This is a genomic window from Chryseolinea sp. T2, from assembly GCF_037203685.1.
GTDB lineage: Bacteria > Bacteroidota > Bacteroidia > Cytophagales > Cyclobacteriaceae > Chryseolinea.
In genome coordinates this window covers 229,524-255,055 of the sequence record NZ_JBBCAU010000009.1, presented here as the reverse complement: position 1 = coordinate 255,055, position 25,532 = coordinate 229,524, and the positions used below count along the sequence as shown (strand labels likewise).

Sequence of the window (25,532 nt, the reverse complement as noted above, 5' to 3'; positions counted from 1 at the left end):
TTGATAATAAACGGCTACTGCTTCACTACGACTTCGCTCACGTCAACGGAGCTCGCCTGGAAAAAGCCGAGCGCACCATTCGACAAGTTCGAACGCGAATTTGAAGGTGGCTGTCCGAAAAGGCCTCCGTCGTTGGTCAACAGTCTCTGCAAATCATTATAGAACACAAATGCGTCGCGCGATATGCTATACATTTCTACTCTTGCCAGATCGCCTGGGGCATAGTAAACCGGCGAGGGAACACCATCGATGTTCTCACCCAACAGTTCATCGTCGGCATAATAGATGTCGGTATCGGAATAAACAGTCAGCGAATCGTTGCGATAGAATTTAAAGAGGTAGTAATCGGTTGTATTCTGTGGCTCTTTCGCGAACATCAGGACCTCATAAAACTTACCTGCCTTATCCGGATCGTCGCGTTCCTCTTCATTGATCTGGCTCGTCAGCGAATCGATTTTAGTTACCGGGTTAAGAAGGTCATTTGCTTCGTAAACCTGTTCGTCTACCAGCACCTCCAGGTGATAGTTTCTGCCAACAACTCCTACAAATGGTATTGTCGGAAGATAGTAGCCGGCAGAGTCTGCTTTGCCCCCGGGGTTATGAACAAAATCGTAGTGGTTCCCTGCATCGTCGGTTACGGTTACAGCTGCATTCTCGATCCGAGGAGACGCTCCAGTTTCATAAAAACCTGAGGAACGGGTGACCTTCACATACTGGTAGCCGGAAATATTGGTCACTTGTCCTTCGATAATTACGTGCGGCTGTCCCTGAGATACGTCGAGCATAACAGTCTTCTCGCATGCTGTCAATGCCAGGGCCACAACAAAAAGCGATAATATATTCAGTTTCATTTTTTCAGAATTTGAAGTTGTACGTAATAGAAGGAAGGATCGGGAAGAGATAAATCATGCGCGCTTCCTTCGTGCGTCCGTCGCCAATCACATCACCATCGTCGTTCTTTGTCGTTCTGGTGTATATCGTAAATGGATTTGCGCGGTTGTATACGTTATAGATGGACAGCACCCATTGACCGCGCCACTTCCTATCCCCTTTCGGACGAGGATTGTAGGTGGCCGATATATCGAGACGATGATATGCCGGCAGCCGGTAGCCATTGCGTTCCGTAATGACGTCAGGATTGTAATTCTGATATTCAAACTTCGCAGTTGGGACCGTTGTAGGACGGCCGGTGCTGTAGGTAAAGTTTGCGCCAAAGCTCCATTGAGGACTGAGATCGTAGGCTGCCTGGATGTTAACAACGTGACGGCGGTCGTAGTTTGCCGGGAATGTGCGACCAAGGTTAACACCTTCGATCTTGCGCATCGTCTTTGACCACGTATAGCCTACACTACCCGTAAGCTTGCCCTCGCGGCGCGCAAGGAGGAGTTCTGCCCCATAAGACCATGACTTACCCTGGCGGTATTCAGTGGGAAGATCTTCATTGAAGAACACTTCGGCATTATCCGCAAAGTCGGTTACGTTGCTGATGTTCTTATAGTATGTCTCAAGAGAGAACTCATATTTATTGTCCATAAAATTCCGGAAGTAGCCGGCGGCAACCTGATCGGCGAGTTGTGGCTTCAGGTAATAACCGCTTGGGTTCCACGTGTTGAAGGGAACGGGCACGGTACCTGCGGCAATCAGGTGAGTATTCTGAACCATGCGGTTGTAAGACAGCTTCACAGATTGACCTTCGCCAATGATGTACCTCACACCGATGCGAGGCTCGAGATTAACATAGGTCTTGATGTTATCCCATGCGCCATACTTTAGGGTATCGCTGCGTTCAACATTGATATTGTCTTTGGGATCGACGTATGTGTACTGATCGTATGGTCCGATGTTCTGAAATATCGACAACCTTAGTCCATAGTCCAGGGAAAGTTTGGGAGTTACGCGCTGCTGGTTGCTAATGTAGAACGCGTGATCAAGTGCATACATGTGCTCAAGTTCGACCTCTTCAAAGATTGAGGCTTCGGAATTTGGTGATATGCGACCAGGCGAGAAGCGTCTGCCGGTGACATGGTATCCGAATGTCAATTCGTTGTTTGTATTGATGAAGTAGGCCAGGTCGTACTTCACGCTCATCTCCTGCAAAGAAGAGGTCCATTTGAATCCTTGCGTAGGATCTTTAAGTTCCAGTTTGTAATCAAAGTTGCTGGCAATCGCTGTAAGATTAGAAAAGAGCCTGTCGCTGAAGAGGTGATTCCACCGAAGCGTTCCTGTTGTGTTTCCCCATTGGAATCCAAAATCATCTCCAAACTTAAAAGCGTCGCGTCCGCTGTAAAAGGCGGCAAAGAAGCGATTGCTGTTGTTTGCCTTCCAGTTGAATTTGGCATTGACATCGTAGAAGTTTACAAGATTGTCCTGGCCGGCCATTTTCATAAACACGTCAACGTATGACCTACGCGCAGAAATAATATAAGAGCTTTTCTCTTTTTTTAGTGGCCCTTCAACCATCATCCGCGCTGCCATTGAGCCAATGCCACCCGAACCATGAAACTCTTTGTTGTTTCCATCTTTGGTTCGGACATCGAGTATGGATGACAGACGGCCACCAAAGCGGGCCGGTATTCCACCTTTGTACAATTCTGAATCTTTGATGACATCTGCGTTGAATACAGAGAATAACCCGAACAAGTGTGACGGATCATAGATCGGGGCTTCATCTATGAGTATCAAATTCTGGTCTGCACTTCCTCCGCGCACATAAAAACTTGAAGTGCCCTCCCCGGCGGTGATTACTCCAGGAAGCATCTGAATGTTCTTAATGATGTCGACTTCTCCAAACAACGCGGGCAACTTCCGGACCTGATTCATGTCGAGAGTATTCTTGCTCATCTGCAATGAAACCACGTTCTCGTCGATGGCGCGCTCGGAGATAACAACTTCTTCCATCACTTCGGCCTCCGCGGACAGCTGCACATTATTTTCGATATCATGATCGAGGGACACCGATTGCTTTTGGATCGTATAGCCCAGGTAACTGAACTGCACGTCATAAGTTCCTTTGGGAAGTGTTAGCGAATAGAAGCCATATGAATTGGTGACGGTACCTGCTTTCAATGCCGGAATGTAAACAGACACACCAATCAGTTCTTCTCCGTTGGCATTGTCTTTAACATAGCCATTCAGCGTGAACTTCTCCTGTGCCCATGTGGCAAGGCTGCATGATATGAACACAACCGTTATTAATATTCTCATCATTCGTTAGGGGTTTTGTAGCCTTCAGACAATCGTACCAGCATTTACCCCTACACCCTTCAAAACAAAATGCAAAATATGATCGCTGAACACTCTCATCACACGTAGGGAGCGCGAAAATAGTTACTTTGCCAACGTTTAATTTATTGTTTCACCAAATAAGGGGGAGATTGTAAGCAATTGACATTTATTGCCTTTTGCCGCACATACAATCTTCAACGCGATTATGTTCAAGCGATTGAAAGAGCTCTATCAGCAATACAAACCTTATGTAAGAATTGATCTTGTAATGTACGGGGTGTTGTTGCTGCTGATTGTACTGTACTTCATTTACAGTCTCATCTTCGATTAGGAACATTGAGGACGCGTTCGTAATCACAAATCAACGAGCAATACAAACGTTGTAGGTGGCAATCCGATCCAATCACTTTTATCGTCGTGCAGGATTGCCTCAGTTGCCTTTAACGAAAGTAAGAGTTACTGCCAGTGCTGCTTGCTTTAGAGGATTAGCGCTCACTGCCTGAGGTTGGCAAATGAAAAATTGAGCGTTAGTAACTAACATATGTCTCGTGTCGCGCCGGGAATCTTCGAAGAGCTACAGTCCGCGGAGGAGCAATAACAAGTCCATTATCTCCCGGCGGATTTTCAACAGCTGAAGAGCAAGTGCGCCATCGATCTTTTGAGCCTGGAGACTATTCATGATTTCCTCATCGCTCAAATATTTTCTTTTGTGTGTCGTCGTCGCCATATGACTTTAGTTTTTGCATCATATCCAAGCCTGTTAACAACAGTGCCAAAGTCTTCGATCATCCGATTATAACCTGATTTACAACGATTTGCAATAACGTCAGTTCATTCAATTGCAGGTAATTCGAGCGCAATTATTCCCCATTCTGGGTAGTCATGAATATGTGAAGATGAGCAGTGCGTTTTTCGCGGGCCAAAGCTAAAAGTGGCAAGCAGGAATTTATAGATCCTCTCGCACGACGGAACTGTCTAAAAAATAAAACCCGGTCATCAGTGATGACCGGGCCAAAACGCGAATTTTGATTTAGTGCTTTATCAAGCCTCGGGACTTTTTATCCTCCAGCGCTTGTGATGATGATCTTCATGTGTTTCGGGGAACAGGAGCTTTACAATTCTGAAGGCGATCAGCGCAAACACTCCGTAGGCGGAGATGAAGCAACCGATGATCAAGAGAATGTTCATAGGGGTATGGTTTGACATCTCCAGAGAGAAATTGATGCCACCTGCTCCCGGCCACCCCTGCCGGCATGATGGAGAAACATGAGAAAAAGTGCGTTTCCAGGGGAAATTGTGAATATTTTTCACCATTTGACGGCCTATTTCAGGTAGCCTCTTTAAGAACTGTGACCGTCAAAACCGGACCATTTTGAGACCGAATTTCGGCCCTAAGTCCTGAAATGGGCGTCGCAACGACACGAAAAACCTCACTAAATTGATGAGCGGCCCATGCGCTCGCGAATTCTTTGTTAATTGCTCCTGCGCCAGATTCTTCGTTTCCTGATGCTCAAGATTGACTGCCACACGCATATCCTGCCGCGCAAGCTGCCGAACTGGACTGAGAAGTATGGCTATGGCGATTTCATCTACCTTCAGCACCACAAGAGGGGCTACGCCAAAATGATGCGTGGCAACCAGTTTTTCCGGGAGATCAGGGAGAATTCCTGGAACCCGGAGTTAAGAATCCGGGAGTACGAAAAGTTCAACACCAGCGTTCAGGTCGTTTGCACTGTTCCAGTGATGTTTTCGTATTGGGCCAAACCTTACGACTGCCTGGATATTTCACGCTTTTTAAATGATCACATAGCCGAACTTATTCAGGGGCATCCGCAAAACTATTTAGGGCTCGGAACCATCCCCATGCAGGACAGTGAGCTTGCGGTGATGGAACTGGAGCGTTGTAAAAGTGTCGGATTAAGCGGCGTGCAGATTGGATCGAACATTAATGACCTGAATCTGAATGAGGAGCGGTTCTTTCCCATTTTTGAGGCCTGCGCGAAGCTTGGTATGGCGGTTCTTGTACACCCCTGGAATATGATGGGCCAGCAGCAAATCCAACGCTACTGGCTGCCATGGCTGGTGGCTATGCCTGCCGAAACGACCAGGGCAATTTGCTGTATGATATTTGGCGGAATTTTTGAAAGATTGCCAGAACTCAGAGTGAACTTTGCACACGCGGGTGGGTCGTTTCTGCCCACTATTGGGCGCATTGCAAAGGGATTCGAATGCCGTCCTGATTTAGTGGCCATAGACAACGCTGTTGATCCGAGGAAGTACCTCGGCAAGTTCTGGGTTGATAGTGTCACGCACGATACTTTTATGCTGGAGTACGTGCTGAGGCTGCAAGGATCGAAACGTGTCACACTGGGTTCGGATTACCCTTTTCCGCTGGGCGATCTGGAGATTGGAAAGTTCATTGAAAATATGAACCTTGACCAGGAGGTGAAGGCGGATATATTTTACCGATCAGCGCTGGAATGGCTGAATGTTGATATTGAAAGATTTAAGGAATGAACCGAACGCTACCATTAGTATTTATACTGTTTACCATACTGCTATCACGGAACGTCTATGCGCAGCAGCAGCGTGTTGACGAGTACCTGGTTCAAAAGGAACAAATGAAGAAGGCCGCGCTCATGCGGGAAATGGACTCGGGCGTATATCTCATGGATGTCGGCAAGTACGAACTGGCAGATTTGAAGTTTCAGCATGTTCTTGACAACGTAAGAAGCGTGCCCTCTGATCTCACCTTCTATTTCGGAAAGAATTCATTTCAATTGCAAAAGTACAAACAGTCGATCGACTGGCTTACGAAGTACATCCAGCTTAAAGGAACGAATGGTCAGTTCTCCAAGGAAGCAGTCGAATGGCTGAGACAGGCGGAAACGGAATACATGAAGGAAAAGGCAACTGCATCGGTACAGACAGGTGAAGTGTTGTCGACCGACTATGACATTGACTGTGGTCCGGCGGGAAAGGTTACATGTCCTGTGTGCAAGGGCGACCATGTCGTGATTAAGAAGGGCGCATTTGGCGACGAGTACAAAACCTGTGTGTACTGCGATGAACATGGCTGGCTGACCTGCGACGAGTACAACCGATTGCTAAGAGGTCAATTGAAGCCCCGGGGGTCCGTGAACTGACGGACGAATTCCTTCGACACTTTTTATTGTCATAATTGCGTAAATTGCGACTTGGTCAGCCTGCAACTGACTTCAAATTTTATGGCATTATACAATCGAACCAACGGCCGCGAGCTCAAGGAAGAAATGCGCGCCGCTACGGAAAAGCGAACTACTATTTCGTTTTACAAGTATCACCGGATCGATGATCCACAAGCTTTTCGGGACCAGCTTTATGCCGAACTGAATATCCTGGACGTACTTGGGCGCATATACGTAGCGTTGGAAGGTATCAATGCCCAGATCAGCGTTCCATCCGACAAGGTTGATGCTTTCCGCACTTACCTGTATTCGATTTCATTTTTAAGTGGGATAAGGCTAAACATTGCCGTCGACGACAATGGGAAGTCTTTCTTCAAACTTAAGATCCTGGTTCGGAAAAAGATCGTTGCCGACGGACTAGACGACAGCGAATTTAATCCTGCAAATACTGGTGTCCATGTGAATGCCGCGCAATTCAATGCGCTGGCAGACGATCCCAACACAGTTATCGTAGACATGAGGAACCACTATGAAAGCGAGGTTGGATACTTTAAGAATGCGATATTGCCCGACGTCGATACCTTTCGCGAGGAGTTACAGATTGTCGAATCGCTGATGAAGGAACATGAGGACAAGAACCTTCTTATGTACTGCACCGGTGGAATCAGATGCGAAAAGGCAAGCGCATGGATGAAGTACAAGGGCTTCTCCAATGTTTTTCAGCTTGAAGGTGGCATTATAGAATATACGCGTCAGGCAAAGAAAGACGGGCTTGAGAACAAATTCATTGGAAAGAATTTTGTGTTCGACGAACGGCTCGGTGAGCGTATCTCCGATGATATCGTTGCTGTATGCCATCAATGTGGCAAGCCTTGCGACGACCATACGAATTGCAAGAACGATGGATGTCATCTGCTTTTTATCCAATGCAAGGAATGTGCGACTATCTATGATGGTTGTTGTTCTGCGGATTGCAAAAAGATCATGACGATGTCTGTTGCGGAGCAGAAGGAACTTCGCAAAGGAATAAATAAGGGCCGTCAGGTGTTCCGAAAAGGCCGTTCATCTCATATTCGAACTAATCCCCAGGCCGACCGGTTACAGGACGCTTCTCAGCATGATTAACCAGCAGAGTCCGATACGGATCGGCATCATCAACGTGTCGGACCGGGCCAGCGCGGGTATCTATGAGGATATACCAGGAAAGGCTATCGTGGAAACATTGAATGAGTACTTGTTAAGTCCATGGGAAAAGGTGTATGCCGTTATTCCCGATGAACAAGCGCTAATAGCTCAAACGTTGATTGACATGGCTGACGATCAGGGTTGTTGCCTGGTTATCACGTCTGGTGGAACTGGTCCTTCGAAGCGCGATGTAACGCCAGAGGCGACCGAGTCTGTCTGTAATAAAATGATGCCGGGTTTCGGAGAATTGATGCGAGCTACAAGTCTTGCATACGTGCCCACGGCCATCCTTTCAAGACAGACGGCAGGAATCCGCAATCAAACGTTGATTGTGAATTTGCCGGGGAAACCCCGCTCAATAAGACAATGCCTGGATGCTGTGTTTCCAGCCATACCGTATTGCATTGACCTGCTGGAAGGACCGTTTATCGACTGTAACGAAGACGTCATTAAGGTGTTCCGCCCTAAATGACTAATTTTATAAGCTATGGCTCGAATAAAGTATTACTACGACACGGAGACCTGCAAGTACGAGCGGGTGAGGACGCGTACCAGCGACGTTATTCTCAACGGATTAGGTATCGGTTCCATGACCGTGTGTATGGCGGTAGGGTTGTTAATCTTATACAGCACCTATTTCGAATCTCCCAAAGAGCTTCTGTTAAAGAACGAAGTGAGGGAAATGGAATTTTACTATGCGAGCCTTGGTAAGGATGTACAAACGCTGAGTACCATTCTTGAAAACATCGAATACCGCGACGACAACATCTATCGCGTTGTGCTGGGAGCTGAGCCGATTGAAAAGTCTGTAAGACATGCAGGTGTTGGCGGCGTTGAACGCTACATGGACATCAAGCAAAAAGACTTTTCACACGAAGACCTCGTTGTGGAATTGCATGAGAAGGTAGATCGTCTCAGACGCAAGCTTTACATTGAATCAAAATCACAGGACGAGGTAGTTGTACTTGCTGAGCAGAAGGAAAAGCAATCTGCATCTATTCCTGCCATTCAACCTATTTCTAACAAGCAGCTTGTGGCCCTTGCATCCGGATTCGGATGGCGCACGCACCCCATCTACAAAGTAAAGAAACTGCATCAGGGTATTGACTTTGCTGCTTCAATTGGAACTCCGATTTATGCGACAGCCGATGGTGTGATTGCAGATGCGAAAGTACAATTCAGCGGTTATGGAAAGTCGGTGGAGATCGATCATGGATTCGGATACCGTACCCGCTATGCGCACATGCACGGGTTCGTTGTTCACAACGGGCAACGTGTTAAGCGCGGTGACCTTATCGGTTACGTAGGTAACACAGGACTTTCTACAGCGCCTCACCTGCACTACGAAGTTTTGCTGAAAGGCACGCAGGTGGATCCTGTTCATTACTTCTATAACGACCTTAGCCCTGCTGAATACGAAAAGATTCTGGAGCTGGCATCCATCGAGAACCAGTCCCTTGGAATGTAAAATCATACAAACACCCACTAAAAAGACCCGGCGCGTGCCGGGTCTTTTGCTTACCGCCTGAAAATACGATTTGAGCAAGGTTGAAAGCGGCGTATTGGTGTCTCACAATTGACTACAACAAAATCGCTCACGCGTGATCACCTGGTTTGCTAGTTTTGCGTTACGGCCATTTATGAAAAGGGCTACGTGCACTCTTTTGCTTTTTGCCACCGTTCGCTTAACGGGCTCGGTGCTTTATGGGCAAGGCTGCAGTGATGCAGGCTTCTGTACAATGGGTGCCATGAAGCCTGACCAGGCATACAACAAGAGAATAGCAATACGATTGCGTTCGATCGAAGTTGGTTTCTATCGGGGAACAACCCCATTGACACCGGTGATCTACGTGGCAACAGCTGATCTTAACTTCGGCATCAACGATAAGACATCATTTCAGATCAAACTTCCCTATCAGGTGGTGCGAGGTCAGCTCGGCAATACTTCAGGCCTTGGAGACATATCTCTTTGCCTAACCAGAAATGTCGTGAGGCATCGCACCTTTGATTTGAATGTCTCATTGGGTATGAAGCTTCCTACTAACGGTGCCGATAAGAGTGAAGATGGCTTTCCGCTGCCGATGTATTACCAAACGAGTCTTGGTAGTTTTGATGCCGTAGCAGGGGTCTCACTAATCTCCAGAAAATGGCTGCTTGCAACCGGCATCCAGCATCCCTTTAACCAGAACAAGAATCAGTTTTTGTGGTCGGCCTGGGAGAGCAGTTCGGAAGATCAGGAGTACATTCACCGATATGCGAATTCCCGTGAGTTGTACAGAGGGACGGACATCATGTTTCGCATTGAACGGAATTTCAGATTTTCGCAATGGAACTTTGCCGTGGGTATGTTGCCTATCTATCGCCTTAATCATGACGAGATCACGGACCGGTTCGGCAAGCGCGTACAACAACCTAACACAACGGGATTGGCGATGTCCGCGCTTATCTCGACAGGATACAATTTCAATGTAAACTCCGGAGTGAAGTTGCTTGTCGGACACAAGCTTGTTCAGCGCGATAACAATCCCGACGGTCTTACCCGGGAGTGGGTGTCTACGTTGAGCTACTGTTACAAATTTTGAATCTATAGGATCCTGGAATGGATCAGGATTAGTATGAAATGGCAGCATTGCTCAGGCCTTTCAAAGGCAATGGCGCCATTCAGCACAAGACTGGCACAAGATTGAATGAAGCAGATACTTACAGTCGTTCTCTTAATGCACGCCATCAGCGGACTCGCGCAACGGGTGCCCTATGCTGATTCCTTGCTGCTCGATGGTCAGTATACGGAAGTTATCCGCTGGGCCGATCGCGAGAAGACTACGAATAATTCCGCCTGGACGATTGCTGTGATGACACGCAAGGCTGAGGCCTATGTGCGGTTGGGTCGATTCGAAGAGGCGGAAACGCTGCTTGCTTCTCTCACTTCATCCGGAACCGATTCAGAATCAAAGGCAGCCGTTGATATCGCCTTTGGCTCACTCTATCTGAACGAAGGGCTATACGAAAAATCTGAAGACAAACTTGAATCGGCACTCCGCATACTCGCCTCGTCGACTACTTCGGACCTGTACCTGGAATCAGAGGCACTCTCCTATCTGGGCAATCTTCGTCGTGCCACAGGCGAGTACGCGCAGGCCGAAGAGTTCCTTCTACGAAGCCTCGCTCAACGCGAGAAGCTGTTCGGCAACAACAGTGAATGGATTGCAGCCTCCTACAACGACCTTGGGTTGGTACACGGGCAATCCGATCCCGACAAGGCTCTGAGCTTTTACGAAAAAGCGCTGGGGATATATCAGACGTTGCATCCACATGCACATCCCAAAATTGCCATAGCACTCACAAATATCGGCTTTGCATACGGTTCGTTAGAACTGTATGGCGATGCCACTACCAATTTGGAGGAGGCGCTGAGGATCTGGGAATCGATTTATCATGACGCACACACGACAAAAGCGTTTTTGAATTTAAGTCTTGGAGAGATCTACAGGAAGCTTAAGAACTTCAATAGTGCAACAGCATACATCGAGAAGTCTATAAGTCTTTATCAACGTTCAGCGGGCAACAAACACCCTGATCTTTCAGCGGCCTGCAACGCCCTCGGCAATGTGATGGTGGAACAGGGAAAGCCCGGGAAGGCACTGGAATGGTATCAGCGCGCTTTAACCAGCAACATTAGCTCGTTCGACGACCAAAATATAAACCACACACCAAGAATGCAGGGCTACTACAATGGCCGGACGCTCCTGAATACGATGCTGTATCGGGCACAGGCACTGGAGGCGCTGTATCTTGCCCGAACCTTACGCATGACCGACTTAGTGAAAGCCCGTGACGCATTAATGTCATGCGACACCCTTGTAAGTCAGCTTCGTCAACAGATTGCCAATGAGTCCGACAAGTTAGCACTCGGAGCAATCGCGGCACAGGTCTATCAAAATGGTGTGCGTATATGCGTGGAGGCCGCTGAAGTTGCACTGCAAAAAAGAGACTGGTACCAGCAGGCATTTTATTTTTCAGAGAAGGGAAAATCCGCAGTACTTCTGGAAGGCATCTCGGAAGTAAAGGCCAAAGCCTTCGCCCGCATTCCTCAGCCACTTCTGGAGGAAGAAAGACAGATGCGTGCAGCTCTTGCGTTAGCAACGACACAACTGGCAAAAAAGCCTTCTTCTGAAGAGGAACAACTTGTCCGTGAACATTTATATCAGACCCAGCGTCAATACGAACAGTTCATCAGCCGCCTGGAAAATGACTTTCCCCAGTATTATAATCTTAAATACAATGCGGCGGCACCAACCGTGCCGGAACTGCAAAACCATCTTGATGGAAACACCGCTATCGTCAGTTACCTGATCGATGAGGATCACAAGAGTATTTACATATTTGTGGTCACAAGGAAGAATTACCGGGTATACCAACGCCCTCTTCCGGCAGATTTGGATCGAAGTATCACCGGATTAAGGAATGGCCTTGTCTTCAATGCAAAAGAACCGTACCGGAAGAGTGCTGAAGCCTTGTCGGGCCTGTTACTACCCAGAGTTCCGGGGAGCATCAAGCACCTGGTAATTATTCCAACGGGACGGCTAGGCATGATTCCTTTCGAGGTGCTGTTGACAGCATCTTATAAAGAAGAAAAGATTCCTGATTACCTGATACGGAAATATTCTATTCGGTATGAATTTGCGGCATCGCTGATATTGCAGAAGTCGAAGCCCGCGCCAACACGGCAGGCAATTCTTTTGTGTGCGCCCGTGAAATTCAGCGAGGACGACCTGAATGATCTTCCCGGCAGTGAAGCAGAAGTGCAGGCAATCGATGCACTGTTCTCGCGTCACCAATATGAGCGTACAACTTTGACCTATGCAAGAGCAACAGAAGATGAGTTACGGGGCACTCAGCTTAATCAGTACAAGTATCTGCATTTTGCAACGCACGGCATAGTGGACGAAATTCATCCGGAACTTTCACGCATTTACTTAAGCGGCGGTGACGCGAACGATGGTTTGCTGTACTCCGGAGAGATCTACAACATGGAGCTCAATGCAGATCTTGTGACTTTGTCGGCCTGTCAGACGGGGTTAGGAAAGATTTCACGGGGAGAAGGTGTTATAGGATTGTCGAGGGCACTTGCGTATGCAGGGGCGCGTCGCATGATTGTATCGCTATGGAAGGTTTCGGATGCATCGACGTCGCTCATGATGCAGTCATTTTACGATAATTTGCTTGACCATGGTGACATGCTGCCTTCCGGGGATTTGAGAACGGCAAAGATTAAGATGATCGAATCGGAAAAATATGCCGCACCGTACTACTGGGCACCGTTTGTTATGATTGGATATTGACGGAGATTTATTCTGCCCATACAGTAGTTTATGATGTCACTCACAACTACTGTAGGGTGCAGATATAAACACATGTGAACGCTATGGCAAAAAAGCTTTTCACTGTGTGGAGAGAAGTTTAAAGTACGACCTTAAGTTCGACTTTTCCTAAAGAATTTCTGAAACTTTGTTTACCCTGAAAAATTGGCTTTTTTGCGCAGTGTTTGCAACCGCAATGTGGCAAGTTGTTCATGGATTGCAAACGAAACAGGAATAGTAATATACTGATATCCAGATATTTAAATTGTTATCAACAAACACTCCACATTCTATCCACTTGATCTCACACATGATCGAAGACAGTTACAAATTGCGTGGCTTGAGGCAAAAATTGGTGAAGAAACTCGCCGAAAAAGGCATTAAAAACGAGGCCGTTTTAGACGCTATAAACCGGGTTCCCAGGCACGTTTTTTTTGAGAATGCGCTGATCGATCATGCCTACCAGGACAAGGCTTTTCCCATCGGAGAAGGACAGACAATATCGCAACCTTTTACCGTTGCATTTCAAACAGAACAGCTGGAGATCAAGTCTGGCGACAAGGTACTGGAGATCGGTACAGGTTCGGGATACCAGGCTTGTGTTCTTCTCGAAATGGGCGCCAAAGTATATACCATCGAATACAACAGGGTTCTGTTTGAGCGTACCCGGGAGTTCCTTCCTCAGCTTGGATACAAGCCTTACTTCTTTCATGGAGATGGTTCGCAGGGCGTGCCTGCAAAAGCACCCTATAATAAGATTATCGTGACTGCCGGCGCTCCCGTTGTGCCTTCTGCACTAACCGACCAGCTTGCCGACAATGGAATCCTAATCATACCTGTAGGAGGTCGTGATAAGCAGACCATGGTAAAGATCCGGAAGCGAAATGGAACGCTGGTAAAAGAGGAGCTTTCAACATTTGCATTCGTGCCTTTGCTTGGCGCAGATGGATGGAGGAAGTAAAGCGGTGACTAATGCAGGTCTGCAGACCGTAGGAAGCTATAATTGTATTGTCCCGCATGGTTGTTAAACTCGAAGGTTATCGCCTGTCGCAGTTCCTTATTCTCAACAAAGTCAACAACTGTCATTGCTATAATTTTTGCCGCACGCAACATGCCACGGTGTCCAATGTTATGTGCACTGAAAATGGTCGCTGGCCACTGATGCATGGGCACGGACGGCAATGTTTGGACGACAAAGTAGATCTCCGGCGCGATCCAGCTTGCATCACCGATGTCGCTCACATAGCCATACAATGTCTCACGTTGCGAGTGGTCGATAAACGGAAGCAGCTGATAAGCAATCCCGCTACTCTCCTTCCCCAGATGCTGCTGAAGGTCCTTAACAAACTGTTGATCTTCGGCCGAATATTTTTCAGGGTCAAGCGCGTTCATGTTGCTATAGACTGCGCGCATAGCGGTGACGTTGGGCAGGAACTGATGCTTTGCATCCAGCACACGAAGCATGCCTTTTACAGCAACTTCGGCTGATATTTGAGTCACAGATTTTTTTAGCGCGGACAGTAGTTTGATCGCTTCCTCCTGATGGACGGTCTGAACAATAATGTCAAACCTCACAGAATCTCCGATCACCTGATCTTCACCATTCATACTGATTTCATAATTTAGCCGCTCCATTGGAGACATCCCAGCGCGCAATTGAGCAAGCACCCGCACAAAACGTTCCGTAGCAGTAAGAGTATTGTCTGTTGAGAATTCACGAAGTACATTCACAGAGGTGCCGGTGAACACGGCCTGTATCTTAAAGCGAGCATCCCAGGGCGAAGTTGCCGCAGCTGTGACTGGTGAAGGGTGCCAGTAAATGCTTATGTCCAGATCATCGAAATATCCGTCGCCGGCGAGGTAGCTTTTTGTTCCAATCCCACCTTCATCACTCGTGCCGTAATATCTGATCGTACACTTCAAACTGCCCTTCCTGATTAAGTCAGCCAAAGCAAGCGCTGCTCCGAGGCTGCCTGCTGCTAAAAGATTGTGATGTCCCCCATGACCGAAGCTTTCCGGAAACTTCGTGGACCGATACGGAGCCACCTCATTGAAGGCGTTCAAATCACTATCATATTCTCCAAACAGACCAATGACCGGCCCTTCAGTGCCATAGGTTGCCAAGAACACCGTCTTGAAACCACAAAGTTCATCACTTATAACGAATCCATTTTCGCGGAGTACGTCCTTTAACAATCCGGCTGATTTTATCTCGGCTAGTGGCGGCTCGGCATAGGACCAAATTTTATTGGCAACTTCAACCAGCTCTGGTTCGCGATTGTTGATGTTCCTTATCACGTTCAGCTTGAGCCGTTGAGTCCGGGCAAGCTGTGCGGAAGTTTGTTCACTGACGAAGAACAGTACGAATACAGTCAGTAACGATTTTGACAACTCCATTGCATTAATGTTTTGCTCGACAGCTATATGACTTTCTCTTTTCGGGGCTAAGTGTGTCATAAACCGGAACGCTTACCGCTTTCCATTCACTGTACCAGTGATCCGGATCTCTCTTATAAGCCGTGTAAACAGCTGTGAAACGGGATCGGTCGCCGGTGAATGCCATGATCATTCTGCCTTTACCATCAGGGTCATCCCATTCTCCTTCCATAAGACCATTGTGGAATGCGCCCGTTAACTTGCCATAGATGTCTGCAGGTGTTACAGTAATTACATATTTACCAGTAACGCTTTCACCATCAATAGTCAACTCTACTGGTCCTACATTCGTACAATACTTATAGGTTATCGATTGTGACCATACCACAAACGACGTGAGCACAAGTGCAATTGCAATCAAAGTTTTCATGATCTTTTTAAGAAAGCTTATTTGATTCATCGGAGGACCAAAAACATTTAGACAGATATCGGCGCTTTCTCGACAAAATCAATTGGCAGAGCTAAAATGGCCGGGGCACTTCCTGCAGTGACATTTCTCTTTTCCGAATGCTTGACTCAATACATGATAAGGGCGTCCTTTATGTTCATATGATCCCCATCAGCACTGTCCGGCGACCGGGACGCATCAGCATTCATATTCTCGTCGGTGTACTCGTCTATGCGATCGTATTCATCTATTGCATTTTCAAGTTCGATGATGTGAGTCTGGCTGTTGCTTACAGTCTGATGGTAGCCTCTGTTTATGTCTTCACTGGCTTCTTCAATTGCTATTTCCTGATGCCCCGATACTATCAGCGGCATCCGATGGGGTACTGGTTGTTATCGGTACTATTCATCCTTCTGGTTACTTCAATAAGAATGCTATTGGAGCACAAGCTGTTTTACGACTGGATGAACTATCGATACTTTTTCAACTATTCAAAGGAACATTTCTCATTCTCGTTTGTCACCATAGTCGTTTCGTTTCTATTCGGTTCACTGGTTCGTCTCGCACTCAACTACATGTTGTTGCTTCAGCGCGATGAACAACGCAAGAGTGAACACATCCATGCAGAACTGCAGTTGCTCAAGTCTCAGGTGCAGCCACATTTTCTATTCAATGCTTTAAACAATATCTATTATCTTTCCTATTCAGGGTCAGAGAAAACGACGGAATCAATACTCAGGTTATCGGATGCAATGCGTTACTTCGTGGACGAAGCTCCCAAGTCTGTCGTGTCTCTCAATTCGGAATTGGAATTTATCAAAGACTACATTGAAGTTGAGCGTATTCGATTTCCGAGACCCCTGTGTGTTAAGTGGTCTGTCGACAACCGCCTGGAAAAACATCCGTTGATTCCCCCAATGTTATTTCTTCCACTGGTAGAAAATGTTTTCAAACACGGCCTGGACAAGCGTTCAGAAAGCAGCTTTCAAATTTCTGTATCAGTCGACGCGACATCTCTCGTTTTTCGGGTTATCAATGGTGTTCCCGGGCAACGCTTGCAAGGAACTACAGGCACCGGACTCAACAATCTGAGAAAGCGACTGGTACTTCTATACGGCGACCGTTTTCGCCTCATCACAAAGGCAGAAAGTGAGAATTTTATCTCTGAATTAACTATACCGCTGGAAATCCTATGACCTGCATGATCGTTGACGATGAGCCATTGGCTGCCGACCTGCTGGCTACTTACGTTGGACAGGTTCCCTATCTGGCCTTGCAACACAAATGTCACCTCGCTTCCGATGCTTTGAGCTTCCTCAGAGACGAATCCGTGGATCTCATTTTTGCAGATATTAACATGCCGTTCATTAACGGAATGGAATTCGCAAAGATTCTTCCCCGCGAACAGAAGGTGATATTCACCACGGCTTATTCCGGATATGCAGTCGAAAGCTATTCGGTGAGTACAATCGACTATCTCCTTAAGCCGATAACCTTCGAGCGCTTCGTTCAATCTGTTGACAAGGCTTCGCGGACTGTTTTAAGAAGCAGCCATGCCGTAGTCGAAAATATTTCACCGGATTCATTTTTTGTGAAGTCGGGCAAGTCCATGATTCAAATACAATTCAGAGACCTTCTTTACATTGAAGGGCTCAAAGATTACGTGTTCTTCACAACGGAACGGGAACGACACATCGTGTACAAGCGTATGAAGGACCTGGAATCAATGCTTCCATCAACTTTCATAAGAGTTCAGAATTCGTTCATCGTAAACACCGACCACATCACAAGAATCGAGGACAACCACGTATTTGTGCTCAATCGTCAAATAGCAATCGGGCCGAAGTATCGTGAAGATTTCTTGAAACGGATCATGACAAAGATGCTGTGAGACTCGATGCGCAGCGTTATACACCATGATCATAGGCCATTTTCATAAACCGCAGCACCTCGCTGTTGATATCCTGCTTGCGTTTTATTCTCAGATGATGATTGAACTGATGTGCATCACCAGGAACCTGGGCGATCTTCTCAAAACAAAGATTGTCTGTATACGGCTGTTCAAATGGAATGACGATATGGACGAAGTCTTTCCCTATCCGGGTCACATAAGCAATACGCTTACGGGGCGTTGCAATGCCAATCATCGTCTTTGCCGGAATGGCCTTTACACTGCCAAACTTTGAAAACTGATCGACGAAATAGTGAAATAAAGTTACCGTCTCAACTGGTTTACCAGCGATAAATTCTTCCAGGGATTGGGGCTCATCTGTTTTCATAACCGTTTCGTTAGGTGGAAGTCAAAGCTTCCGCGAAACGAAACTGCGAAATATTTTGGAATGCTTTTCATGCAATGCGTTGACCTGCCGCACGTCTGATCCCAATAGAAAACATGTTACAGAGCAACACCTGAAGACAAAAGTTACTGATCCAAAGTCAGAATTCGGTTGTGAGGTATGTCTTGAAATCAGAGAATGCCGAAGACATCTTTTTCGACTGCTTGTTCCTCGACAGAAACTTCTGCAACGTGGAGGGTATTTCAATTTCTCTGCCTAAAGTCTCTTCGACGACTTCCTTGAATTTTGCCGGGTGCGCCGTTTCAAGAAAAACGCCTGTCACGTCTGATTGTACCTCGCGCATGTACTTCTTCATACCCAAGTAGCCCACCGCGCCATGAGGATCCATTACGTAGCCCGCAGTGGCAAATACGTGTCTCATTGCCGCGCGGGTTTCATCGTCTGTAAATGCATAGCCCGAAACGTGCTTTTGAAGTGCTGACACGTCACCACCGAATAGATCCAGCATTCGAACAACGTTGCTTGGACTTCCCACATCCATGGCGTTACTAATGGTCATTTGCGACGGACGCGTAGTCAGTTTGTGCGTACGAAGAAATTCAGGAACAACATCATTTATGTTCGTTGCGGCAACAAAGTGGCTTATTGGCAGTCCCATTCTCTGAGCCAGCAGCCCTCCCGTGATATTGCCGAAGTTGCCACTGGGTACACAAAATACCACCGGCTTGTTTCTTTGTTGCAACCTTGAGAAAGCATAAAAGAAATAGAATGACTGCGGTATCAGCCGGGCAATGTTGATCGAATTCGCGGATGTCAGGAAGTATTTGTTCTTCAGCTCTTCATCCAGAAATGCAGTTTTGACCAGCCGTTGGCAATCGTCGAATGTACCATCAACTTCGAGCGCAGTTATGTTGCTACCCAGTGTGGTGAATTGCTTCTCCTGTATGTCACTCACCTTGCCGGAAGGATACAACACTACGACCCGCGTACCCTTTACGCCCAGAAAACCATTCGCCACCGCGCTTCCGGTATCACCTGAGGTTGCCACCAGAATGATAATTTCCCTCTCCTGCTGCTTTGCAAAGTATCCGAGCAGCTGAGACATGAATCTCGCCCCAAAGTCCTTAAAGGCCATCGTAGGGCCGTGAAAGAGCTCCAGCGCATAAATATCCTCTTCTACCTCAGTGAGGGGTGCATCGAATGCCAATGTATGAGATACTATCCTTTCCAGTTCGGCAGGCGGGATAGAACCCGACAGCAAATTCTGAGCTACTGCAAGGGCCATTTCCTGAAAGCTCATTTTGGGGAGCCGATTGAAAAAATCCGCCGACAGTGCTGGAATTTCTTCGGGCATATATAGTCCGTTGTCGGGTGCGAGTCCCTTCGTTACTGCTTCCCGCGCATCGGCAGTCAGGTTGTGGTTATTGGTGCTATAAAACTTCATTTTCTCTTTTCAGTTCAATGTATCCTGGTGCTGTGAATGTGTGTGGCACCTTAACTACATGCTGCGTTAATAGTCATGTAGTTAAAGGCTGAACGGCGGCATCACACTACTTTCGCACCGGACATGTTTATTTTGGAGACGAACACGTCGCTCTTTAGGTTCAATTCCGCGAACTGCAGTTGGATCGCCTTTCCAACACTGTCTGCGATGCTGTATTCAGTGCTCAGAGCAAATATTGTAGGTCCTGATCCAGAGATGCCGGCGCCCAACGCTCCCGACTGGAGGGCAATACTTTTTATGGCCTTGAATCTGGGTATGAGAACGGAACGAATGGGTTCGGCGACAACGTCGTGGAGCGAGCGTTGAATCAGTCCATAATCGGGTTTCATAAGGCCCGCCACGAGACCGGCAATGTTACCCCATTGGGTAATTGCGTCTTTCATAGGAATGGACGACTTCAGAACACGGCGTGCATCTTCGGTTCTCAATTCAAGGTGAGGATGCACGAGGGTACAATGCAAATCGGCAGGCGTAGGAATGCGTGTTACGTCGAGAGGAGCATATCCTCTGATCAGCACAAATCCACCCAACAATGATGGCGCAACGTTATCGGCATGCGCAGAGCCTGATGCGATCCGTTCAGCCTCCATGGCAAATGGCAGTAACTGCTCACGTGTATAGGGACGGTCCATCAGTTCGTTAATTGCCACCAACGCGGCCACAGAACTGGCAGCGCTCGAACCCATGCCACTTCCCAGAGGCAGTTTCTTATGCAGGACGATCTCCACACCAGCGTCGCTCTCGAGGTGTTTCAGAAATGCATTGACCGCGACGCCGGAAGTGTTCAACGTTGCATCCATCGGCAATCTTCCATCATCGCCGGTAATTTGCTTGATCACCACACCAGGCTTGTCCTTCAGTGTGAGAATTACTTCGTCGGACGGAGATTCTACAGCAAATCCGAAGATGTCAAAGCCGCATGAAACATTGGCCACGGTGGCTGGTGCAATCGCTTTTATCGATTTCATGTGTTAGTGTTTTGTTAGGTTAAGGACACATGGAATCGCAGGCCAGAATCCCTTTCTCAATGTAAATGTTTTATGTGGCGATTTCATAGATGAGTTACTTGGCATAATGTCCGATGCGTATGATATCTGCGAAGACGCCGGCCGCGGTGACGTCTGCTCCGGCACCCGGACCTCTGATCACCATTGGGCGCTCATGATAGCGGGCTGTGGTGAGCAATATAATGTTATCACTGCCGGACAGTGAATAGAACGGATGGGTCTGGCCAACGCTGCTCAGTCCGATTTTGACCTGACCCCGATCCAGCACCGCCATATATCTCAGCTTCTCCCCTTTCGCTGCTGCTTCCTGACGAAGCGTTTCAAATTCATCATCGTGTTGTGCCAGGCACTTGAAGAATTCCTCTACGGGCATATCCTTTCGGCAAGACTCAGGTACAAGATTCTCGACCTTGATGTCATCAAGTTCCATAGAGAGTCCTGCCTCGCGCGAAAGGATGAGGATCTTTCGTGCCACGTCCATGCCATTCAGATCGTCTCGTGGATCCGGCTCTGTATATCCTTTGACTTTAGCTTCACGAACCACCTCGCTGAACTTTTTACCTTCCGTGAATGTGCTGAATATGAAGTTCAGTGTTCCACTTAAGACGGCTTCAATGCTCAGGACGTTATCGCCACTCAGCAGCAGGTCATTCATGGTATTGATCACCGGCAAGCCGGCGCCGACATTGGTCTCGTACAAAAATTTTACACCACGTCTGAATGCGATGTCTTTCAGGCGGCTGTATGACTCCATGCTGCCGGAGTTTGCTTTTTTGTTGGGAGTAACAATTGAAATATTAGCAGACAATATCGATTCATAGAAGCCGGTAACGTCAGGGCTACTGGTGCAATCCACGAAGATGCTGTTTGAAAGGTTTAACATGACCATTGAATCGTAAAACGACTGCATGCTCATGGCCTCGCCTTCCTTTTGCAACTGTTCGAGGCAACTATCAAGCGACAATCCCTCCTCGCGGAAAAGCATTTTGCGACTATTTGCTACTGCTACTACCGTGACTTCAAGAAGATTTTCCTTGGCCAGTTTTGCGAACTGGTCCTTAACCATGGTCAGCAGCGCCTTGCCAATGAGTCCGGTGCCTACCAGAAAAACGCTCAGCACTTTACGGTCCGAGAGGAAGAAAGCTTCATGAAGAGCGTTTAGTGCTTTGGCTACGTCGTGCCCTGGTATAACTGCCGAAATGTTTCGCTCGGACGACCCCTGAGCAATAGCCATAACGTTAACGCCGTTCTTTCCCAGTGCGCTGAACATGCGTCCGCTGGTGCCAGGGCTGTGCTTCATGCCGTCGCCCACAACGGCTACGATTGAAAGATCACTCTCCACCTGTACCTCGTCGATTTCCTCACTTTTGATCTCGTACTGAAATTCCTTTTCGATGGCCAGTTTTGCCCGACGAGCATGCAGGTTCTCGACAGCGAAACATATCGAATGTTCAGACGAAGCCTGACTAATCAGAATAACATTCACCTGTTCGCGGGCGAGGGTGGCAAACAGGCGTGCTGAAGCACCGACAACTCCCAGCAATCCACTCCCCTGCAAGCTCAGCAAACTCACCTCACTCATTGTCGAGATGCCCTTGATCATTTTGCCATTTGCAGACTTGGCGTGGATAACGGTACCCTTAAACGCAGGATTGAAAGTATTTTTTATCCAGATCGGAATGTGGTTCACCATCGCAGGCTGCATCGTTGCAGGAAATATCACCTTGGCGCCGAAATGCGACAGTTCCATTGCTTCTTCATAGCTCATTTCCGGAACGGTAAACGCTTTCTTCACTTTCCTGGGATCAGCAGTCATCATACCATTGACGTCTGTCCAGATCTCCAGGTCGCTGGCGTGTAATGCGCCGGCGAAGATTGCCGCTGTATAGTCTGAACCGCTCCGACCGAGTGTCGTCGTTTCACCACTTTCAGAAGTAGCAACGAACCCGGTGATGATTTGGACCTCTTCGTGATGTTTGAAGTGATCCTGGATAAGTTTGTTGGTCTTGTCAAAATCCACCTTGGCGTATCCAAAATGGTTGTCGGTACGGATCACCTTTCTTGCATCGAGGAATGAAACATCATGTCTGGCATCCTTGAAAGCTTCGGCAATAATGTATGCCGACAATCGCTCGCCGAAGCTCATAATGAAGTCAAGGGTGCGTGGTGTTCTTTCCTTTACCAGATAAATCCCGTGAAGCAGATCTTCCAGTTCATTGACCATGAACTTAACCTGAGCCAGGATTCCACTCTGACGTTGAATTATAATCAGTTCGTTAACGGCTTCAAGATGCCGGCTTTCGAGCTCGGCCAGTTTTTCTTTGTATTCCAGATTTCCTTCAAGGGCAAGCTTACTGATTTGAATGAGCGTATCCGTTACACCACCAAATGCCGAAAATACAATTGCTACTTCCCCTTTAAGATAGGGTTCGACTATTGCTATCACTTCCTTTATCCTGGCTGGGGTGGCAACTGATGAGCCGCCGAATTTTATGACTTTCATGTACAGACGTTATTGAGGGTATTGTTGATTCAATTCGAGTTGATTGAGAGACACCTTTCCTGGAAAGGGCACTAATCGGGCATGGTTGGGTATTATCACAGCGCACGGGTCACCCCGTAATACCTGTAATAGAAATAATAATAATAATAATAGCGGATGTAATGCCAGCCACGTTCCTGTTGATCAGGAATATTGATGTGAATGATGATGCGGCTTGCAGCATAGCGGCCCGAAATAATAAAATGATACCCTTGATTGCAAAGTATTTTTTTAGATTTTTGCACGAACTAACGGTTAGTAGTCTTTCGGTAACGATTGTAATCATGGTGCTTTGGGTGCCTTACCGATGATATCTTAGCTCTTAAGCGCTAGCCATTCACAGATAAATGCAATCAACAAGCATGGCGAGAAAGAAGAAATTTCCGCGGGAATCAGCGGTTAGCATGACTGAGTTGGTCCTCCCCAACGATACGAATACACTCAACAACCTGATGGGTGGACGACTCATGCACTGGATGGACATTGTGTCGGCGATTTCGGCGCAAAAGCACTCGAACAGGATCGTCGTAACGGCCTCTGTTGATAACATTTCATTTAAACATCCGATCCGGCTGGGAAATGTTGTGACGTTAAAGGCCCGCGTTACGCGTGCGTTCAATTCGTCCATGGAAGTTAGAATTGACGTAGATGCTGAGGACATTCCTTCCAGTACCAAAATGGAAAGTAACAGTGCGTATTTCACTTTCGTCGCCGTTGATCAGCTTGGCAAGCCGATAGACGTTCCTGAAATTGAACCTGAATCTGAAGATGAAAAAATTCAGTACGATGGTGCATTGCGCAGAAGACAACTCAGGTTGATATTAGCGGGAAGAATGAAGCCATCTGAAGCCAAGGAATTGAGATCTATATTTGATATTTCGGAATGATAAATTCAACGATAGCAAAGCATATCTTTCATCAGGATCTGTATCAGCTGCCCCACGGGGTTCTGGTGCTCATACCCTGTGAGTGGGATAAAGTAACTGATACCGAGCAGCAACTGCTCGCCAAAATTCTCTCATCAGTAAAACTGTCGCTGGCTGCCGTACACATTGTGACAGCATCCAGTTTCACGACCGCCGATGCGTTGATCTATGAGGCAAAAACCATATTGAGTTTTGGAGTTCCATTCAAGGGTGTTAATCAATCCTATGAAGTGAATACGCTGGATAACGTCGAAATAGTGTATGCAGACGCGATTGGAGCACTGGATGACTTGCGTAAGAAAAATCTCTGGGTTGCTCTGCGGCAGGTTTTTAAGCTGTGATGCGAGCCATCGCGTTTTATTGCCGCTCAACATCCAGAATCATTGAGCGCATTTTTTTATTTAAGCGAGTTAAGTAATATTTCGGAAGTGAAATTGGCTTTTCTACTGTTGTTGGTTGCACATGCTGCATTTGGCCAGGCTTCCGTTGTTGGGCAATGGAAGACGGTTGACGACAGTTCCGGAGAAGTGAAAGCGATTGTAGAGTTGTTTCAGTCCAAGGGTACCGTTAGCGGTAAGATCGTGCGAATATTCGACAAAGAACATCCCGATCCGACGTGCGAGGCCTGCGACGAAGACGACGACCGATACCGGAAAAAGATCGTAGGCATGGAGATAATCAGGGGCTTGGTGCCTGATGGTGAGGGATATGGAAGTGGCGAGATACTCGACCCCGAGAACGGACGGGTTTATCGGTGCAAAGTGTGGATTGAAGAGGGGAATCTGATTGTCCGCGGATACTGGGGGCCTTTCTATCGGACCCAGATATGGAGGAAGTCGTCGTAAATTACAACGGTTCTATCGCCAAATTCCGAAAATTAAAGGCATTTTAAAGGTTACTAAGGCATCAAAGGATGGTATACAGGTCCGGAGCGGTTAACGAAAAAGAGATATTTGAACGCATCTGCAAGGGTGACGAAAAGGCTCTTGAGTACTTATACCAGAAGTATTACCGGATGATGACCAAGCTGGTCGTCACCAATAGCGGAACTGAAGAAGAGGCCCGCGACATATACCAGGAAGCACTCATCGTGTTTTGGCAAAAGGCAACGTCTGGCAACCTGGTACTTACCTCCAAAATGAGCACCTATATCTACAGCATTTGTCAAAATCTGTGGAGAAAGGAACTAGACCGAAAGAAGAGGCTCTCTAATGAGGAAAAGGATGCAGCGGTATCGCTGGATACCGAATCCGAAGAGCGTGAACGGATTCTTGCACGTTGCATTGAGCAATTAGGTGAAACCTGCAAGAAGGTTTTGATGTATTATTACTTTGAAGAGATGTCGATGCAGGATATCGCAGAAAAACTGGGATTTGCCAACACAGACACTGCCAAGACCAAGAAGTATAAATGCAAAAAGAAACTGGACGAATTGGTGAAGGCTCAGTATTCTGAGCAGGACTTCTTAGATTAGAGACAGAGGATATTATTAGTT

At 47.3% G+C, this 25,532-nt stretch carries 26 protein-coding genes; 15 read left to right on the top strand and 11 right to left on the bottom strand.

Annotated elements, in window-relative coordinates; translation table 11 throughout:
- Positions 1–14: 14 nt before the first annotated feature.
- A complete protein-coding gene (locus tag WBG78_RS25960; protein WP_337329434.1) occupies positions 15–851 on the bottom strand; it encodes a DUF4249 family protein in 837 nt (278 codons plus the stop codon).
- Positions 852–855: 4 nt separating this feature from the next.
- Positions 856–3,207 carry a TonB-dependent receptor gene (locus tag WBG78_RS25955; RefSeq protein WP_337329433.1) on the bottom strand — a complete coding sequence of 784 codons (2,352 nt, stop codon included), beginning with the start codon at positions 3,205–3,207 and terminating at the stop codon, positions 856–858.
- A 223-nt stretch (positions 3,208–3,430) separates the two neighbouring features.
- On the opposite strand from WBG78_RS25955, the gene WBG78_RS25950 reads away from it, so the two are divergent.
- Positions 3,431–3,556 (top strand): hypothetical protein, encoded by a 126-nt coding sequence (locus WBG78_RS25950; protein WP_337329432.1) that lies wholly within the window; start codon positions 3,431–3,433, stop codon positions 3,554–3,556.
- A gap of 243 nt (positions 3,557–3,799) precedes the next feature.
- Here WBG78_RS25950 and WBG78_RS25945 read toward each other — a convergent pair whose 3' ends face one another.
- A complete protein-coding gene (locus WBG78_RS25945; RefSeq protein ID WP_337329431.1) occupies positions 3,800–3,952 on the bottom strand; it encodes a hypothetical protein in 153 nt (50 codons plus the stop codon).
- Between the two features lie 314 nt (positions 3,953–4,266).
- On the bottom strand, positions 4,267–4,413 hold the full coding sequence (locus WBG78_RS25940) for a hypothetical protein (RefSeq protein WP_337329430.1): 147 nt from the start codon (positions 4,411–4,413) through the stop codon (positions 4,267–4,269).
- A 318-nt stretch (positions 4,414–4,731) separates the two neighbouring features.
- Between WBG78_RS25940 and WBG78_RS25935 the strand changes: the two genes are divergently transcribed.
- From WBG78_RS25935 to WBG78_RS25900, 8 genes are all read left to right on the top strand, one after another.
- Positions 4,732–5,742 carry an amidohydrolase family protein gene (locus tag WBG78_RS25935; protein WP_337329429.1) on the top strand — a complete coding sequence of 337 codons (1,011 nt, stop codon included), beginning with the start codon at positions 4,732–4,734 and terminating at the stop codon, positions 5,740–5,742.
- Entirely contained in the window at positions 5,739–6,371 is a 633-nt protein-coding gene (locus tag WBG78_RS25930) for a hypothetical protein (RefSeq protein WP_337329428.1), read from the top strand. The genes WBG78_RS25935 and WBG78_RS25930 overlap by 4 nt, the downstream gene beginning before the upstream one ends.
- An 81-nt stretch (positions 6,372–6,452) precedes the next feature.
- Complete coding sequence (trhO, locus tag WBG78_RS25925) at positions 6,453–7,517, top strand: oxygen-dependent tRNA uridine(34) hydroxylase TrhO (RefSeq protein WP_337329427.1); 1,065 nt, start codon at positions 6,453–6,455, stop codon at positions 7,515–7,517.
- On the top strand, positions 7,510–8,049 hold the full coding sequence (gene mog, locus WBG78_RS25920; protein WP_337329426.1) for a molybdopterin adenylyltransferase: 540 nt from the start codon (positions 7,510–7,512) through the stop codon (positions 8,047–8,049). The genes trhO and mog overlap by 8 nt, the downstream gene beginning before the upstream one ends.
- A gap of 15 nt (positions 8,050–8,064) precedes the next feature.
- Positions 8,065–9,045: a M23 family metallopeptidase gene (locus tag WBG78_RS25915; protein WP_337329425.1), complete on the top strand. Its 981-nt coding sequence runs from the start codon at positions 8,065–8,067 to the stop codon at positions 9,043–9,045.
- A 172-nt stretch (positions 9,046–9,217) separates the two neighbouring features.
- Entirely contained in the window at positions 9,218–10,159 is a 942-nt protein-coding gene (locus tag WBG78_RS25910; RefSeq protein ID WP_337329424.1) for a hypothetical protein, read from the top strand.
- A 105-nt stretch (positions 10,160–10,264) separates the two neighbouring features.
- Positions 10,265–12,919, top strand: a complete 2,655-nt coding sequence (locus WBG78_RS25905) for a CHAT domain-containing tetratricopeptide repeat protein (protein WP_337329423.1) — start codon at positions 10,265–10,267, stop codon at positions 12,917–12,919.
- 328 nt (positions 12,920–13,247) lie between these two features.
- Positions 13,248–13,898 (top strand): protein-L-isoaspartate(D-aspartate) O-methyltransferase, encoded by a 651-nt coding sequence (locus WBG78_RS25900; protein ID WP_337329422.1) that lies wholly within the window; start codon positions 13,248–13,250, stop codon positions 13,896–13,898.
- Between the two features lie 8 nt (positions 13,899–13,906).
- Here the strand turns inward: WBG78_RS25900 and WBG78_RS25895 are convergent, their stop codons facing one another.
- Together WBG78_RS25895 and WBG78_RS25890 are read right to left on the bottom strand one after the other, a co-directional pair.
- The gene (locus tag WBG78_RS25895) at positions 13,907–15,334 is read right to left on the bottom strand and encodes a hypothetical protein (RefSeq protein ID WP_337329421.1); all 1,428 of its coding nucleotides are present in this window, start codon (positions 15,332–15,334) and stop codon (positions 13,907–13,909) included.
- 4 nt (positions 15,335–15,338) lie between these two features.
- Entirely contained in the window at positions 15,339–15,743 is a 405-nt protein-coding gene (locus WBG78_RS25890; RefSeq protein WP_337329420.1) for a hypothetical protein, read from the bottom strand.
- A 137-nt stretch (positions 15,744–15,880) separates the two neighbouring features.
- On the opposite strand from WBG78_RS25890, the gene WBG78_RS25885 reads away from it, so the two are divergent.
- Both WBG78_RS25885 and WBG78_RS25880 read left to right on the top strand, forming a co-directional pair.
- Positions 15,881–16,957, top strand: a complete 1,077-nt coding sequence (locus WBG78_RS25885; RefSeq protein ID WP_337329419.1) for a sensor histidine kinase — start codon at positions 15,881–15,883, stop codon at positions 16,955–16,957.
- Positions 16,958–16,962: 5 nt separating this feature from the next.
- On the top strand, positions 16,963–17,652 hold the full coding sequence (locus tag WBG78_RS25880) for a LytR/AlgR family response regulator transcription factor (protein WP_337329418.1): 690 nt from the start codon (positions 16,963–16,965) through the stop codon (positions 17,650–17,652).
- 16 nt (positions 17,653–17,668) lie between these two features.
- Here WBG78_RS25880 and WBG78_RS25875 read toward each other — a convergent pair whose 3' ends face one another.
- The 5 genes from WBG78_RS25875 to WBG78_RS25855 all read right to left on the bottom strand — a co-directional run bounded on the left by WBG78_RS25875 (position 17,669) and on the right by WBG78_RS25855 (position 23,356).
- The gene (locus tag WBG78_RS25875) at positions 17,669–18,040 is read right to left on the bottom strand and encodes a DUF5655 domain-containing protein (protein WP_337329417.1); all 372 of its coding nucleotides are present in this window, start codon (positions 18,038–18,040) and stop codon (positions 17,669–17,671) included.
- Positions 18,041–18,197: 157 nt separating this feature from the next.
- A complete protein-coding gene (gene thrC / locus WBG78_RS25870; protein WP_337329416.1) occupies positions 18,198–19,502 on the bottom strand; it encodes a threonine synthase in 1,305 nt (434 codons plus the stop codon).
- Positions 19,503–19,603: 101 nt separating this feature from the next.
- Entirely contained in the window at positions 19,604–20,530 is a 927-nt protein-coding gene (locus tag WBG78_RS25865) for a homoserine kinase (RefSeq protein ID WP_337329415.1), read from the bottom strand.
- A gap of 94 nt (positions 20,531–20,624) precedes the next feature.
- Complete coding sequence (gene thrA / locus WBG78_RS25860) at positions 20,625–23,072, bottom strand: bifunctional aspartate kinase/homoserine dehydrogenase I (RefSeq protein ID WP_337329414.1); 2,448 nt, start codon at positions 23,070–23,072, stop codon at positions 20,625–20,627.
- A 95-nt stretch (positions 23,073–23,167) separates the two neighbouring features.
- Entirely contained in the window at positions 23,168–23,356 is a 189-nt protein-coding gene (locus WBG78_RS25855; RefSeq protein WP_337329413.1) for a hypothetical protein, read from the bottom strand.
- 117 nt (positions 23,357–23,473) lie between these two features.
- On the opposite strand from WBG78_RS25855, the gene WBG78_RS25850 reads away from it, so the two are divergent.
- The 4 genes from WBG78_RS25850 to WBG78_RS25835 all read left to right on the top strand — a co-directional run bounded on the left by WBG78_RS25850 (position 23,474) and on the right by WBG78_RS25835 (position 25,511).
- Complete coding sequence (locus WBG78_RS25850) at positions 23,474–23,998, top strand: acyl-CoA thioesterase (RefSeq protein WP_337329412.1); 525 nt, start codon at positions 23,474–23,476, stop codon at positions 23,996–23,998.
- Positions 23,995–24,378 carry a hypothetical protein gene (locus WBG78_RS25845; protein WP_337329411.1) on the top strand — a complete coding sequence of 128 codons (384 nt, stop codon included), beginning with the start codon at positions 23,995–23,997 and terminating at the stop codon, positions 24,376–24,378. The genes WBG78_RS25850 and WBG78_RS25845 overlap by 4 nt, the downstream gene beginning before the upstream one ends.
- A gap of 87 nt (positions 24,379–24,465) precedes the next feature.
- Entirely contained in the window at positions 24,466–24,882 is a 417-nt protein-coding gene (locus WBG78_RS25840; RefSeq protein ID WP_337329410.1) for a DUF2147 domain-containing protein, read from the top strand.
- Positions 24,883–24,950: 68 nt separating this feature from the next.
- Positions 24,951–25,511 (top strand): RNA polymerase sigma factor, encoded by a 561-nt coding sequence (locus WBG78_RS25835; RefSeq protein WP_337329409.1) that lies wholly within the window; start codon positions 24,951–24,953, stop codon positions 25,509–25,511.
- Positions 25,512–25,532 lie beyond the last annotated feature (21 nt).